The following is a 14,287-nucleotide window of genomic DNA, read 5'->3' as shown; positions in this document are numbered from 1 at the left end:
CTCCTCCTCATTTTACAACGATATTAAGCAGCTTATTCTTTACATAAATAACCTTTACTATTTCTTTTCCTTCTATATATGAAGATACCTTAGGCTCTTCAAAAGCAATCTTTTTTACTGTCTCTTCATCTGCATTGACATCAACGTTTATTTTTCCTCTAACTTTACCATTTATTTGTATTATTACAGTTACTTCATCAACTTCCAAAGCCTTTTCATCATACTTTGGCCATTCTTCATTTACAATTAATGTATCATTGCCTAAGTCATGCCAAATCTCCTCAGCCATGTGTGGTGCAAACGGCGAAAGTATAAGTGCAAGTTTTTCAACCAATTCCCTCAAAAGAGGTAAATTTAAATCTTTTTCTTCAGTCTTATTCAAATAATCTGAAAAACTGTTGTTTAATTCCATTAATCCTGCAATTGCAGTATTGAATTTAAATCCACCTTCTATATCTTCCGTTATTTTTTTAATCGACTGATGTAATTTCCTTCTTAAATCTTTTTCTAACTTATTTTTTAATTCTATTTTTTCTGCACTAACATTTTTAATTTTTTCAAGCACAGAATAAATATTATTCCAAAGTCTCTTTAAAAATCTATGAACACCTTCTATTCCTGCATCGCTCCATTCTGCATCTTTTTCTGGTGGAGCCATAAATAATATGTATGTTCTGAGTGTATCTGCACCATATTTTTCAATCATATCATCTGGAGATACTACATTTCCTTTAGATTTACTCATCTTCCATCCATCTTTGTAAATCATTCCTTGTGTAAACAAATTTGTAAATGGCTCATCAAAATCAATATATCCCATATCATGCAAAACTTTAGTTATAAATCTTGAATATAAAAGGTGTAAAACCGCATGTTCCACACCACCTATGTATTGATCAACTGGCAGCCAATAGTTAACATCTTTACTTTCAAATGGTTTATCTTCAAGATTTGGATTTACATATCTTAGATAATACCATGAACTATCCACAAACGTATCCATTGTATCAGCTTCTCGTCTTGCAGGGCCACCACATTTTGGACATGATGTATTCAAAAATTGTTCATCCAATGAAAGTGGTGATTGTCCAGTTGGTAAGAATTCAACATCTTTTGGAAGTTTCACTGGAAGTTGTTCTTCCGGAACAGCTACCGTACCACATTTTTCACAATAAACAACTGGAATAGGTGCTCCCCAATATCTTTGTCTTGAGATAAGCCAATCTCTCAATTTATATTGAACACTTCTTTTTCCAATATTTTTTTCCTCGAGATAATCTATTATTTTTTCAATTGCTTCTTTGCTTGAAATGCCATTAAATGGTCCAGAATTTACCATTATACCTTCATCTTCGTATGCTTTTTCCATTTTTTCTACATCTATTGGACTTTCAGGATTGTCAATAACAAGTCTTATTGGTATATTGTATTTTTTTGCAAAATCAAAGTCTCTTTGATCGTGTGCAGGAACTGCCATAATTGCACCTGTTCCATATTCATACAATATATAATTTGCAACGTAAATAGGAATTTTTTCTCCAGTAACAGGATTAATAGCATATCTCCCCAAGAAAAATCCTTCCTTTTCGGCTTCCAAGCTTGTTCTTTTAAACCTATCTTCCAAAGAAACCTTTTTCAAAAATTCTTCTAATTCTTCCTTTCTATCTTCAGTTACAAGCGTTTCAACAAGAGGTGACTCTGGAGCAATAGCCATAAAGGTTACTCCCCAGATTGTATCAGGCCTTGTAGTGAATACTCTAATGTTCATATCAAGACCATCAACTTTAAAATCAATTTCTGCACCTGTGCTTTTTCCTATCCAATTTTTTTGCATTGTTTTTACATTCTCAGGCCAACCTTCTAGCTTTTCTAAATCATTTAAAAGCCTTTCAGCATAATCAGTTATCTTAAAATACCATTGCTCAAGATGTTTTAAAGTAACTTCTGTACCACACCTTTCACATTTGCCGTCAACAACTTGCTCGTTTGCAAGTACTGTTTGACAGCTTGGACACCAATTAACAGCTGCTTTCTTCTTATATGCAAGTCCTTTTTCATACATTTTGACAAACAACCATTGAGTCCATTTGTAATAATCTTCTGTACATGTTGCAATTTCCCTTTTCCAATCATAACTTATTCCTATCTTTTTAATTTGGTTTCTAATTGTTTCTATATTTTTAAAAGTCCAAACCTCGGGATGAATTTTATTTTTAATAGCAGCATTTTCAGCAGGAAGACCAAATGCATCGTAACCAAATGGATGTAAAACATTATAACCTTTCATTCTTTTATACCTTGCAACTATATCTCCAATAACGTAATTCTTCACGTGGCCAACATGTAATGTCCCTGAAGGGTATGGAAACATTACTAGATCATAAAATTTTGGTTTCTCAGAATATTGTGGTGTTTCAAATACTTTTTCCTCTTCCCATACTTTTTGCCACTTTTTTTCTATCTGACCTGGAATATATTCTTTCACACAAATCCCTCCTTACTTAATCTTGTTTTATTAAGATTATACTACAAATAGTAATAGTTAACAAATAATGTAGTATAATCTGATTGAGGTGATAAAAGTGCCAAATCTTTTTTTTGGAATAAAAGAAGATAATAATCTAATTTTCGATGAGCATGAAACTGTTCATTTTAAAACAGTTAGGAAAAAAGAAAATGATATTATTGAATGTACAGACGGAAAAGGATACTACTACAAAGTAAAAATAGCACAAATTGGAAAAAAGAAATCTTTTGGAGAGATCCTCGAGTCTAAATATATAGAAAACAACGAAAAAACTTTTCTAGCCCTTTTTGCACCGGCTTCAAGATGGGAACGCCTTAGATGGCTCATTGAAAAATCTGTAGAACTTGGTGTGGATAATATTTATATAACAAAAACTGCTTTTTCTAATAGAGATTACAAAGATAAAGTAGAAAAAATAAATATGGTCATTAGAGACAGTGCAAAACAATGTGTGAGGTTTCATTTTCCAAATGTAGATTTTATTACTTTTAAAGGCATTAAAAACTACGCAACCAAAAACACCTATTTTCTAGATTTTAACGGTCAAAAATTACCAGCCAATATTGATGGCGATGTTTCAATAATAGTTGGCCCAGAAGGCGGTTTTTCAAAAGAAGAACTAGACTTTCTGTTTTCAAATTTTAATGCAATACGTTTGGGAAATAAAATTTTACGTTTTGAAACTGCAGCATTTGTTGCTTTGAGCTATTTTGCAATTGTACTCAACAAAATTTAAAGGGGGGATTATATGGAAAAAGGCAAAAAGATCATCTCATTTGTAAAGTATGAACATGAAATTGAACCTTCATATCGTGAAAAATTAGCCAATGCCAAAAGAAAATCAGATGTTAGAGAAGTATTTATTAACACATTATTGGAATTACTTTCTTCTATCGATCCTGAATTTAATGAATTTTCACAAGAAGATATAAAATTTGAAGGTGAGCATTACGAATTCTCTAAAAAATTGGAAGAAAAGTTGGAAAAATTCAAAGATAGTGACTTACATGCAATTATTGAAAGAATTTTTGAAGCTGCAAAAAATAGATATCTAAAGATCGAACATGACGAAAATACTGACTACTTTAATCTAAAGAAATAAAAATGAGCGGCTTAGCCGCTCATTTTTTTAAAAGAACCTGCTAAAATCAGCAAACATAAAATAAAATGCTAAAGCCATCAATATAAAGAATCCTATAGTATGAACTATTGCTTCAACCTTTCTATTCACTTTTTTCCTAGAAATAATTTCAATCAGAGAAAACACTATCCTTCCACCATCAAGTGCAGGAAGAGGTAATAAATTAAATATTCCCAGGTTAAGGGTAAACAAAGCTACAACCGTTAAAATAGTTTCCCATCCAGCTTTGGCAGCTTCACCAACTATAACCGCAATACCTACAGGCCCTGCTACTTGTTCTACACCTTGCCCAGTTGTAAACAATTTTCCAAATGCCTTCCATATAGATATTGCAGCTGAATTACATCTTGCAACTGCAAGTGAGATTGCATCAAAAAAGTTCTTTGGTTTAATAACATAACTTTCTTGCTTGAAAAATCCAGGTGATGAAATTATATTCAAAAACTCTTTTTTGTTTAAATTCAAAGAAATTTCTTCCCCATTTCTTGATACAAGCACATTCAAATCATTACCTAAAGGTACAATTTTTTCTCTTATCTGCTGCCCCCAGATGTCTATATACACTTGATTTTCTGAAAGTTTCATGGCGGTTATAACATTAACAAGAGAAATATAATCATCAATTTCTCTATTATTAACTTTTAAAATAATATCTCCTTTTTTAAACGGATGCATATCTTTTTCAACTACCGGCTTAAAACCAGCATAATAAAAACCAATTGTTGGTCTTTCAGGAACATAAGAATATTGAACTAATACACCAGAAATTGTATTGCCGAACTCATCTTCAAGCTCTACAAAAGTACCACTTTCAAGTTTCAAATCAACTCCAACTTTATAACCATTTATTTTTACTATTTCCCCATTTATATCTCCTTTTACATCATCTAACAAAAAAATGTATTCAGGTGGAGAAATTCTAGGAGGAATTTCTTTTTTAATAATTTCTCCATTTCTTAAAATTTCCATCTTTACAACTTTTCCCTTTGATACTGTATTTGTGACTTCGTAAGAATCGAATATTCTTTTACCATTGATTTTGTAAATAACATCCCCGGGTTGAAGGCCATACTCTTGAGCAGGTGAATTTTCTATTACCTTCCCAATTGTTACAGCAGGAACACCCCAATTTAATACTATAGGTATGAAAAGTATATATGCAGCTAAAACAGAGAATAAAGGTCCAGCAAATGCTATTAATAACCTTTGCCATGATGGTTTTGCATAAAGTCCATCTTCTTCACTTTCATCAAAATCCTCACCCTTTAATCTAACGTATCCACCAAAGGGAATTATATTTATCTTCCAGACAGTTTCTCCGAACTTTTTCTTAAAAATAGCAGGTCCAAAACCAATTGAAAATTCAAGAACCGACACCTTAAAAATCTTTGCAAACAAAAAATGTCCAAACTCATGAACTATAACTACAAACATGAAAACCAAAATGAATGAAATAATGGTTATAAAAATACTACTCACCTCCGACTACTTGATTTTTACCATTTCTCTTTGCCCTATAAAGTTTTTCATCAGCCATATTTATTAGATCAAGTACTGTTTTTGAAATGTCACAACAAACACCTGCACTAAATGTAACTTTTTCTATTCCAAGCTCTTCTTTCCAGTTATACTTGTTAACTTTATCCAAAATTCTTTCCATAACCTTTTTTGCATCAAAGCAGTTTGTTGCAGGAAATATAACTAAAAATTCTTCTCCGCCATATCTTCCCAAATAATCGCTTTCACGGAGTCCTTCTTTAATTAATTTAGAAAATTGTTTCAATACTTTGTCGCCCTTTATATGACCATAAGTATCATTAACTTTCTTAAAATCATCTATATCAATCATTGCAATTGAAAGTGGTAATTTTTGCCTCCTATGCAATTTCAAAAGTTCATTCAACTTTGAAGTAATAAATTGTTTATTATAGACTTGTGTTAAACTATCAATTTCAACTTTAATTTTAAAATCCGAAAAATCGTTTAAAATTTTCGAAATCAATCCTAAAGGTTCTAATGCAACATTTAAATTTTTTTTGAAATCATTTTCTCTTTCAACATCTTCAAATAATATTACCCCTTGTTCAACACCACTATGTTCCAAAACAAAACTTTTTATGTTATTTAAATTTCTTCCATTTTTTGAAAAATTACCAACATATTTCCAATTTGATGGAGTCACTGGCCTTTTTAAATTCTCAAAAAGTTTTTCTTTAACATTTTCAAGAGAAAATTTTTCATTATCTCTTGAATAGCTGTATATACGTCCTTCTGATAAAGTTATTAAAAGAACGTGAATTGATCTTGGTTCAAAAAAACTTATACTCATATTAAAGAAATTATTTAAAAGATACTCTTCATCTTCAATGTACTGAAGCATACTAAATATTTTCGAGGTTATAATTTCATTCCTGAGTCTTTCTTCAAGAACATCTACTAATTCTCCATATGGCTCTTTTCTAACTTTATAAAATTCCATAGACCATTCAATCGTATAATCTCTTTCACAAAACTTTTTTAGTCTTTCAATAATTTTCTCTCTGTCTAAATTCTTTTGCAAAAATAAATTTGCGCCACTTTCTTTTGCCCAAAATGGATTTATAGATTCATTTTCAGCAGTTAAAATAGCTATCCCAACATTTTTAAATTGAGGATATGATCTTATAAATCTAGTCAAATGCACTCCATTCATATTAGGCATTATATAGTCAGTTATAACTATCTCAGGCATAAACTCAAAAAATTTGTTTATGCCTTCTAAACCATCACTTGCAACTTCCACTGTGTGTCCAAAATCTTCAATTGTTCTTTTTAAAAATTCTCTCCACAACTTACTATCATCAATTACCAATACCTTTTTATTCATAACTTCACCCCTAAATTATATTGTTCCTTAACAATTCTATCAAAATTTCAACAATATTACCATCCAATTTTCCATTCTCTACATCTTTTCTAAGTAAATTTATTATCTCTTCATTTCCATAACCTTTTATCAATAGTGTGCAGCAAACATCTACCGCACTTATTATCTTACTTTCAATAGGTATTTGTTCACATTTTAGTCCTTTAGGATAACCTTTCCCATCGCACCTTTCATGATGGTATAAAACTATCTCTGCAATATCTTTAAAACCTTCAAATTTACTCAATAATTTATAACCATGCTCTACATGCCTTTCAATTGTTTCCCTTTCTTTTCTCGTTAACCTTCCAGGCTTTTTTAGAACCGTCTTGTCTACCATTATTTTTCCAATATCGTGCAAATATGCAGCCCTATACACTCTTTCTACATCTAGTCCCATCTTTTCAGCTACTATTTTAGAAACATTTGCTACCATTTTTGAATGCTTTTTATTTGATAATTTTTCTTCAACTTCTACAAGCAATGTTAAAATTTCTTCAAATAATTTCTCCATTCTCTTTCCATATAATTTTAGATACAAAAAGTTCCCAAATAGTTTTCCAAATATTTGAGTTGCATATTCTGGTATAACTAGTTTTTCATTCACAAACGAATCCAAACAAATACCACCAAACTTTTCGTTATTAACATAAATTGGAATTATATACGAAGATTTTATTTTATTACTACCTAATTTTTCAAATTTATCTTTAAATACACTTTTTTCATTTAATTCTTTAAAGATTTTTCCATCAACAAATCCTTCATACTTTACTGCAACCACATCATCTTCATCTGTAAAAACTATATCTTTTAAAGCATCAGAATAACCTATTTGAGCATAAAATCTGTACTTTCCACCGTCTTTTAAAATAATACTTCCAGCATTTACATCTGGTATTATAGAAATCAACTTTTTTAGTATTTTATGAGCAATTTCCTCTAAATCTTCTTCTGGAACAATATCAGAAAGTATGTCATAAACCGATACAAGTAAATTATTTAATTGTTCAACTTCTTTCCTTAATCTTTCTTCTGAATAAAACATTTCCTGCAGTTCTTTTTCATTGTCCAATACAACCTTTTGAAGATAATTAAACCTTTCTTTGAGTTCATCTAATTCGACAATTCTCAATTCTCTATTAACAGTACTAATTTCAAGATAATTTTGAAAATGGTCCATAGAAGCTTTAAGAATCTTAAGTCCATCTTCAAGTTCTTTTGCAAATTTTACATAAGAATTTTTTAGTCTATAGTATATAATCAAAAATATAAATAAAAATATTCCAAAAACGATTAAAAGTTTAAAAAAACTTGATCTTAAATCTTTGCAAATTACGAAATTATAACCTAAAACCTTTATTGGAACACTAACAAAGAACAATCTATTTTCCTTGACAGGAGAAAAAAACAAACATTCCTTTTCATTTGCTATCAACTTGTTTATATAATCTATGACCGACTCACTGCTTTCAAAACTTTTTTCTTCTACCGCTGATTTTACAAAACTTGCAAAGTTAACTAGATTGTTTTTTTCAAAATTAAATAGTAAAATTGATATGACAGTAAACATCAAGATAAATACTACTAATAAAACATAGTAACCTTTTCTAAGTAATAATATTAATTCATCTTTTAACCTCATATTATCACCCTCTTAACTATTATTTTATCACAAGGAGGCATTAAAATGACTAAAGAAATAAATATTAAAAATGTTAAAATTGGTGGAAAAAATCCGATTGTTATACAATCTATGACTAATACAAAAACCGAAGATATAAAAAACACTTTGCAACAAATTCAAAATTTATACAATGCAGGATGCGAATTAGTTAGAGTTTCAGTCCCCACTTTTGAAGCTGCTAAAGCTTTAAAAACAATAACCAAAGAATCTCCAATCCCAATTATAGCTGATATACATTTTGACTATAAGCTTGCAATAGAAAGTATTAAAAATGGAGCAAGTAAAGTTAGAATAAACCCTGGAAATATTGGAAATGATGAAAAAGTAAAAGAAATTATTAAAGTTGCAAAAGAATATAATGTCCCCATAAGAGTAGGTGCAAATTCAGGATCCATTCCTAAAGAACTTGAGACACTTCCTAAAATTGACGCACTATGCGAGGCTGCATTGAAGGAAGTTAGGTTACTTGAAAAGTTTGATTTTGAAAACATTGTAATTTCAGTAAAAAGCTCAGATGTCATTGAAACGATAAAAGCATACGAAAAAATTTCAAAAATGACTGACTATCCACTTCATATTGGAGTTACAGAAGCTGGAACATACGAATGGGCAATTATAAAATCTTCTGCTGCTTTGGGATATCTTTTATATAAAGGCATAGGTGATACAATAAGGATTTCCATTGCAGGGGATCCCGTAAAAGAAGTTCTGGCTGCAAAAAAACTTTTAATATCTTTAAATCTTAGGAAAGGAATACAAATAATAGCATGTCCTACTTGTGCGAGGACAACAATAGATGTTGAAAAATGGTCTAGTATTATTGAACAAAGATTTTCAAAGGTTGAAAAAAACATAAAAATAGCAGTTTTAGGGTGTGTTGTAAATGGTATTGGAGAAGGAAAAGATGCTGAAATTGGAATTGCGGGAGTTCAAAATGGATTTTTGCTATTCTATAAAGGAAAGATAGTAGGAACTTTCAAAAAAGAAGAAATTTTTCAAGTTCTAGAAGATTATATTATAAAAGTGGAAGAAGAATAAATCTTCTTTTTTGCATAGTTGATATTATTAAATACTTTTCGCCTTTGAAAAACAATAATGTTTCACTACCTATTCTATTCAAAGCGCTTCTTAAAAAATAGGCGTTTGTTGTTGTTTGGAAAATGTATTTACTACTAATATCTATATGCCCTCTATACTCCATATTTTCAGAAAAAGCATAAAAATAAAGCCCTTTTTCATTACCAAATATTTTTAGCCTTGAATATCTTCCAGAAATCATAGCTCTTCTTAAAAATCGTCTTATACTTTTTAAACTAACCCTTAAAAATTCTTCAGACTTTTCAATTTCATTTTCTAATGGTACAAGCTCCAAGTGATCGAGCTCTTCACCACAGACATTAAACAAATAATCAGATGACAAAACCAATTTATTAAGTCCTTCACCAACAATTAATTCTCCACTTTTTATTTCAGATAAAGCCTTTATCAAATGCCGTGCTGAATAATAAGGAATTCTCCATGAATATTCTTTACTTTTCTTATCCCTTACAACATAATTAATGATACTGCCATTTTCTGCTACCATTCTTACTTTATTTCCAAAGTAAAAATCTACGTAACTTCCTTCTTCCAAGTGACTTGATACAAAATCTAGATCATTTACAAATACATTTATAGGAACGTTAATTAATTCCTCATATCTTTCTTCAAAATTCTTGAAAGAAAAACGTTCTGTCTTTAATTTCAAATTCTCATCTTTTGCTTTTAATACAACATAATTCCCATCAGAATAAATTGAGATGTTTCCCGAGAGTTCAAATACAAAAAATTTTAATATATCTAATGGAACAGAAAAAGAAAGAGTTGTCGGATTCATTTCTGAAACTTTTGCCTTTAAACTCAGACATCCATCACTACCATAAAGATTTAAAAATCCGTTTTCATATTTAAATCCAACTATTCTATTTGTTTTTTCAACAGTTCCAACTGTTTTATCAATTAACTTTAACACTCTTTTTAACTCTTCCACGCTTAAAAATACCCTCATAAATTCACCTCTATTTAATTCTACATCATTTATTTAAAAACTCAACAACTTGATAAATCTCCACAAATATGATATAAAATTATAAGGTAAGTTTAGTGGGGGGTTATAAAAATGAAAACTTTCGAGCAAAAATTAAAAATTAATATTTTTCACATAAATCCTTGAAAAAGGGGCTCACTATTGGGCCCCTTTTTCTTTAGCTGTGGGGGAGGTGAAATTTATTTCGGTAAAAGTGTATGATCCTTACCAAAAAAAGCTTTTCTATGAAGAAATTTCTCTACCAAAAAACATATACTCTGAAAATTTAGTTGTCATTCCAACATTTTTTGATTTTCACACCCATGTAAGGCTATTAGAAGGTCAAGAAGATTATGAATCTTTAAAAAAAGCTTGTATAGCTGGTGGTTTTTCAGAAGTTCTAATACAACCAAACACAAAACCAAGACTAGAAAATAGTAATGTTCATGAAAGACACAAAAAACTTTCTGAAAATCCATATGTTAAATTTTACAGGACAACATCATTTTTTGGCTCACAAGAACCAAACAACATAGACATTTTATGTTATTCAACAGATGGCATAGAATACAATTACAATGAGTTAGTAGAAAATTTTTCAAAGAAAAAACCACACCTTCTTCTTGACCACAGTCAAATGTTTGAACACCCGGGAATTTTTTACAAAAAAATAGAAAATCTGCCCAAACGGCCAGTAACAAATGAAGCTGTAGCAGTAGCTAGAACTATATTAACAGGGATTGAATTTGGTTTTAGAGACTTTCATATCCAGCATATTTCATCGATTTACACACTGGAAATGATAAAATTTCTAAAAAAATATGCAAATATAACCTGTGAAGTAACTCCACACCACCTTTTATTAACAAATGAGCATATCAAAAATTCAAACTTTAAAATCAACCCACCCCTTGCTGACCAACAAACAAGAGAATTTTTAATTGAGGCTGTAAAAAACAATTATATAGATATCCTTGCCACTGATCATGCACCACACCCTGACAAAAAAAATGACTTTGAAAAAGATCCATATGGTACTTCAAATATTGAAATTGCATTTTCTGCCTTTTATACTGCCATTGAAGACCTTATGATCGTAATTAACAAACTTTGTGACAGTCCAAGAAGACGATTAAAAATAAAGCCAAAATTCGATTCAGAAAATTTTGTAGTTGTAGATTTAAACCAAGAATTTATAGTTGACAGCAAAAAATTTTACAGTAAAGGAAAAAATTGCGCTTTTGATGGTATGAAATTAAAAGGTAAAGTTATTGGAGTAAAAATAAATGGAAAATGGGGGTTTTGGAATGGAGAATACTTATTTGACTAAGAAAGATGTAATTCAAATAAATGAAGATACATTTATAGTTACATTTAATGAAAAATTTAAATTTGATGAAGGTCAATTTATAATGATTCAAACTCCCTCACTAACAAGAAAACCTTTTATACTTGGAACATGGAAAAGCAATATAGCTGTATCAGTTCAGATAAAAGGAAAAGGAACAAAATATATCGTCTTCGAAGAAAAAAAATTTAAAGCCCACTTTCCATTAGGTAATAAATTCATCCCACCTGCAGGCAATGGCATAGTTATAGCATCTCCGACATGCATTACATTAGCAAATCTTTTACATGAAAAATATTCTTGTAATGTACTTATTGGAAGCAAAAGCAAGATAAATTTCGAACTTCCTTTTGAAAGCGTAGTTGGGAATGAAGATTTTTCCAAAAAAATAAAAACTTTAAAGCCATACGATTGGTACCTAGTAAGTGGTTCAAAACAAATGGAAGAATTTGTTCTTTCAAACATTGAATCCAAAAATGTTTTTGTATCACTTGAAGAATATATGGGTTGTGGTATTGGCGCTTGTAAAAGCTGTGCCGTTTTTACAAAAGATGGTGTAAAGCACGTCTGTACAGACGGACCAATATTTAGGAGGGATATACTATGAATCTAAACCCGCCTCTAGTTATAGCTTCTGGACCGGGAGGAAGTGGAGAATATCTAAGCCTTATAAACCCAAAATATGTAGGTGCATATACGTTAAAAACCATAACTTTAAATCCAAAACCAGGAAACAAATCAAAAAGAATGGAAAATTCGGAAAACTATATAATTAATAGTATCGGTCTTGAAAATCCTGGAATAGAATACGTTATATCAAACATTGAAAAATTCGTACTTAAAGAAACAAAAACAATACTTAGTCTTGGAGGAGATAGTAAAGATGAATACATAAAAATAGCAGAAAAAATAGCTCCATACGCTAAAAAATTTGAGGCAATTGAATTTAACTTTTCTTGTCCAAACGTAAAAAAAGGCGGGCTTTCAATTCTTTCAGACGTAAATGAATGGCAAGAAATTCTTGAAAATGTTCGAAAAATACTTCCAAATTCATTTTTAATTGCAAAATTAAGTATTGAAGGAAATTTTGTTGAAGTCTTATCAAAAAAAGTAAAAGAATTTGGATGGAACGGACTTACACTAATAAACTGTGTTAGAGGTCTTCTAATAAAAGATGGAAAAATAGTTACGGGAGGACTTTCAGGACCAATTTTAAAACCTATAGCATTACGCGCAATATATGAAGTTAGAAAAGTTCTAAAAGATATATACATAATAGCTTCAGGAGGTATATATACAAAGAAAGATGTGGATGATTTCCTTTTAGTAGGAGCAAATGCTATTTCAATAGGAAGCGCGTTATTTAAAGATCCACAAGTTATTGAAGAACTTGGAAAATATTTGAAAGGAGTGGAAAAATGATACCTGTATTGAGTTTGGATATGGAAAGCCCCTTAGAATTCATTGATAAATACGGAAGTTTTGATACTGTAAAGGTAGGACATAACTTGGCTATTTTCGGCAAAAAAATTCTAGATGAATTTGAAAAGAGAAACATCAAAGTAATATTAGACTTGAAATTTTGCGATATTCCTTCAACAGTTTCTAGATCAATTAAAAGCTGGGATCATCCAGCTATAATAGGTTTTACAGTTCATAGTGCCGCGGGAATTGAAAGTGTTAAGGCAGCTCTTGATTCAACAGAAAAAATCATTTTTTCAGTAGTCAAACTAACTTCTCAAGTTGGAGAATTATCAGACTATCTAAAAACAATAGAAGAGCTTGAAAACATAAAAAGCTCGTTTGTTCTTCCTGGCCGTTGGGCAATAAATTTAAGAAAAAAACTCAGTGGCAAATTTTTAGTTCCAGGCATAAGAATGCAAGTCAAAGCTGATGATCAAAAAGATATCATTACATTGGATCAAATAAAGGATATTGCAGACTTTGCAGTTTTAGGTAGAGAAATCTACCTCAGTAAAAATCCTAAAGAAAAAATAGAAAAAATCAAGGAGGAATTAAAATGGAAATAAAAGAAATCCTTGAAAAAACGGGGGCACTTTTGACGGGACATTTTTTACTTTCATCAGGAAATCACTCTGAAAAATATGTCCAATGCGCAAGGCTCTTTGAATTTCCCGAATACGGTGACATGGTAGCAAAAATGCTTGCCGAAAAGATAGAAAAATACAAACCAGATTTAATAATTGGTCCTGCAATGGGAGGAATACACCTAGCATACTCGGTTGCAAAATACCTTAATATTAGAAATATTTTTGCAGAAAGAGAAAACGGCCTTATGACTCTCAGACGTGGATTTAAAATAAATAAAGGCGAGCGCGTTGCAATAGTTGAAGATGTAATAACTACAGGTAAATCAGTAAAAGAAGTAATAGAAATTGTAAATGAGAATGGAGGAGACCTTTGCTGTATTGGCTCAATCATAAACAGGTCTAATTCAAATCCATTCGATGTTCCATATGAATATTTAATAAAATTAGAACTTCCAATTTACTCCCCAGATGAATGCCCTCTCTGTAAAAAAAATATTCCACTTGAAAAACCAGGAAGTAGATTCATTAAAAAATAAACAAAGCGTGGCGTTACGCCACGCTTT

At 30.5% G+C, this 14,287-nt stretch carries 13 protein-coding genes; 8 read left to right on the top strand and 5 right to left on the bottom strand.

The features are described 5' to 3' along the window. Positions 1–7: 7 nt before the first annotated feature. Positions 8–2,485: a leucine--tRNA ligase gene (gene leuS / locus OB7_RS00425; RefSeq protein ID WP_114702205.1), complete on the bottom strand. Its 2,478-nt coding sequence runs from the start codon at positions 2,483–2,485 to the stop codon at positions 8–10. A 97-nt stretch (positions 2,486–2,582) separates the two neighbouring features. On the opposite strand from leuS, the gene OB7_RS00420 reads away from it, so the two are divergent. After that, on the top strand, positions 2,583–3,263 hold the full coding sequence (locus OB7_RS00420; protein ID WP_114702204.1) for a 16S rRNA (uracil(1498)-N(3))-methyltransferase: 681 nt from the start codon (positions 2,583–2,585) through the stop codon (positions 3,261–3,263). 12 nt (positions 3,264–3,275) lie between these two features. Then, entirely contained in the window at positions 3,276–3,629 is a 354-nt protein-coding gene (locus OB7_RS00415) for a hypothetical protein (protein ID WP_114702203.1), read from the top strand. Positions 3,630–3,656: 27 nt separating this feature from the next. Here the strand turns inward: OB7_RS00415 and OB7_RS00410 are convergent, their stop codons facing one another. The 3 genes from OB7_RS00410 to OB7_RS00400 are packed head-to-tail and all read right to left on the bottom strand — an operon-like array spanning position 3,657 to position 8,218. Further along, positions 3,657–5,147, bottom strand: coding sequence for a site-2 protease family protein (locus OB7_RS00410; RefSeq protein ID WP_282956772.1), 1,491 nt, complete (start codon positions 5,145–5,147; stop codon positions 3,657–3,659). Continuing rightward, positions 5,140–6,534 (bottom strand): GGDEF domain-containing response regulator, encoded by a 1,395-nt coding sequence (locus OB7_RS00405; RefSeq protein WP_114702202.1) that lies wholly within the window; start codon positions 6,532–6,534, stop codon positions 5,140–5,142. Before OB7_RS00405 ends, OB7_RS00410 begins: the two co-directional genes overlap by 8 nt. 10 nt (positions 6,535–6,544) lie before the next feature. Then, positions 6,545–8,218 carry an HD domain-containing phosphohydrolase gene (locus OB7_RS00400; protein ID WP_114702201.1) on the bottom strand — a complete coding sequence of 558 codons (1,674 nt, stop codon included), beginning with the start codon at positions 8,216–8,218 and terminating at the stop codon, positions 6,545–6,547. Positions 8,219–8,263: 45 nt separating this feature from the next. Here OB7_RS00400 and ispG point away from each other — a divergent pair, with 45 nt between their 5' ends. Then, positions 8,264–9,298 (top strand): flavodoxin-dependent (E)-4-hydroxy-3-methylbut-2-enyl-diphosphate synthase, encoded by a 1,035-nt coding sequence (ispG, locus tag OB7_RS00395; RefSeq protein ID WP_114702200.1) that lies wholly within the window; start codon positions 8,264–8,266, stop codon positions 9,296–9,298. Here ispG and OB7_RS00390 read toward each other — a convergent pair. Further along, positions 9,276–10,307 (bottom strand): hypothetical protein, encoded by a 1,032-nt coding sequence (locus OB7_RS00390; RefSeq protein ID WP_114702199.1) that lies wholly within the window; start codon positions 10,305–10,307, stop codon positions 9,276–9,278. The two genes, ispG and OB7_RS00390, sit on opposite strands and share 23 nt — an antisense overlap. A 211-nt stretch (positions 10,308–10,518) precedes the next feature. Here OB7_RS00390 and OB7_RS00385 point away from each other — a divergent pair, with 211 nt between their 5' ends. Genes OB7_RS00385 through pyrE form a run of 5 tightly spaced genes read left to right on the top strand, consistent with a single transcriptional unit; the run spans position 10,519 to position 14,260 of the window. Next, positions 10,519–11,655 (top strand): dihydroorotase, encoded by a 1,137-nt coding sequence (locus tag OB7_RS00385; RefSeq protein WP_114702198.1) that lies wholly within the window; start codon positions 10,519–10,521, stop codon positions 11,653–11,655. After that, a complete protein-coding gene (locus OB7_RS00380) occupies positions 11,633–12,280 on the top strand; it encodes an iron-sulfur cluster-binding protein (RefSeq protein WP_114702197.1) in 648 nt (215 codons plus the stop codon). The genes OB7_RS00385 and OB7_RS00380 overlap by 23 nt, the downstream gene beginning before the upstream one ends. Next, complete coding sequence (locus OB7_RS00375; RefSeq protein WP_114702196.1) at positions 12,277–13,095, top strand: HisA/HisF-related TIM barrel protein; 819 nt, start codon at positions 12,277–12,279, stop codon at positions 13,093–13,095. The genes OB7_RS00380 and OB7_RS00375 overlap by 4 nt, the downstream gene beginning before the upstream one ends. Beyond that, positions 13,092–13,703, top strand: a complete 612-nt coding sequence (gene pyrF / locus OB7_RS00370) for an orotidine-5'-phosphate decarboxylase (protein ID WP_114702195.1) — start codon at positions 13,092–13,094, stop codon at positions 13,701–13,703. The genes OB7_RS00375 and pyrF overlap by 4 nt, the downstream gene beginning before the upstream one ends. Continuing rightward, positions 13,694–14,260: an orotate phosphoribosyltransferase gene (gene pyrE / locus OB7_RS00365; RefSeq protein WP_114702194.1), complete on the top strand. Its 567-nt coding sequence runs from the start codon at positions 13,694–13,696 to the stop codon at positions 14,258–14,260. Before pyrF ends, pyrE begins: the two co-directional genes overlap by 10 nt. The last annotated feature ends 27 nt before the right edge of the window (positions 14,261–14,287 follow it).

Origin of the sequence: Thermosipho africanus Ob7 (assembly GCF_003351105.1) — a bacterium.
In the GTDB taxonomy this organism is placed as follows: Bacteria; Thermotogota; Thermotogae; order Thermotogales; family Fervidobacteriaceae; genus Thermosipho; species Thermosipho africanus.
Note: the sequence above shows the minus strand (reverse complement) of the source record. Positions and strands in the feature narration are given on the sequence as shown.

What these genes read in the sequence shown, in the direction of transcription:
- OB7_RS00415 (WP_114702203.1), top strand. Translation starts at nt 3,276, where the DNA reads ATGGAAAAAGGCAAAAAGATCATCTCATTTGTAAAGTATGAACATGAA.
- OB7_RS00405 (WP_114702202.1), bottom strand. Translation starts at nt 6,534, where the DNA reads ATGAATAAAAAGGTATTGGTAATTGATGATAGTAAGTTGTGGAGAGAA.
- OB7_RS00400 (WP_114702201.1), bottom strand. Translation starts at nt 8,218, where the DNA reads ATGAGGTTAAAAGATGAATTAATATTATTACTTAGAAAAGGTTACTAT.
- ispG (WP_114702200.1), top strand. Translation starts at nt 8,264, where the DNA reads ATGACTAAAGAAATAAATATTAAAAATGTTAAAATTGGTGGAAAAAAT.
- OB7_RS00390 (WP_114702199.1), bottom strand. Translation starts at nt 10,307, where the DNA reads ATGAGGGTATTTTTAAGCGTGGAAGAGTTAAAAAGAGTGTTAAAGTTA.
- OB7_RS00380 (WP_114702197.1), top strand. Translation starts at nt 11,633, where the DNA reads ATGGAGAATACTTATTTGACTAAGAAAGATGTAATTCAAATAAATGAA.
- OB7_RS00375 (WP_114702196.1), top strand. Translation starts at nt 12,277, where the DNA reads ATGAATCTAAACCCGCCTCTAGTTATAGCTTCTGGACCGGGAGGAAGT.
- pyrF (WP_114702195.1), top strand. Translation starts at nt 13,092, where the DNA reads ATGATACCTGTATTGAGTTTGGATATGGAAAGCCCCTTAGAATTCATT.
- pyrE (WP_114702194.1), top strand. Translation starts at nt 13,694, where the DNA reads ATGGAAATAAAAGAAATCCTTGAAAAAACGGGGGCACTTTTGACGGGA.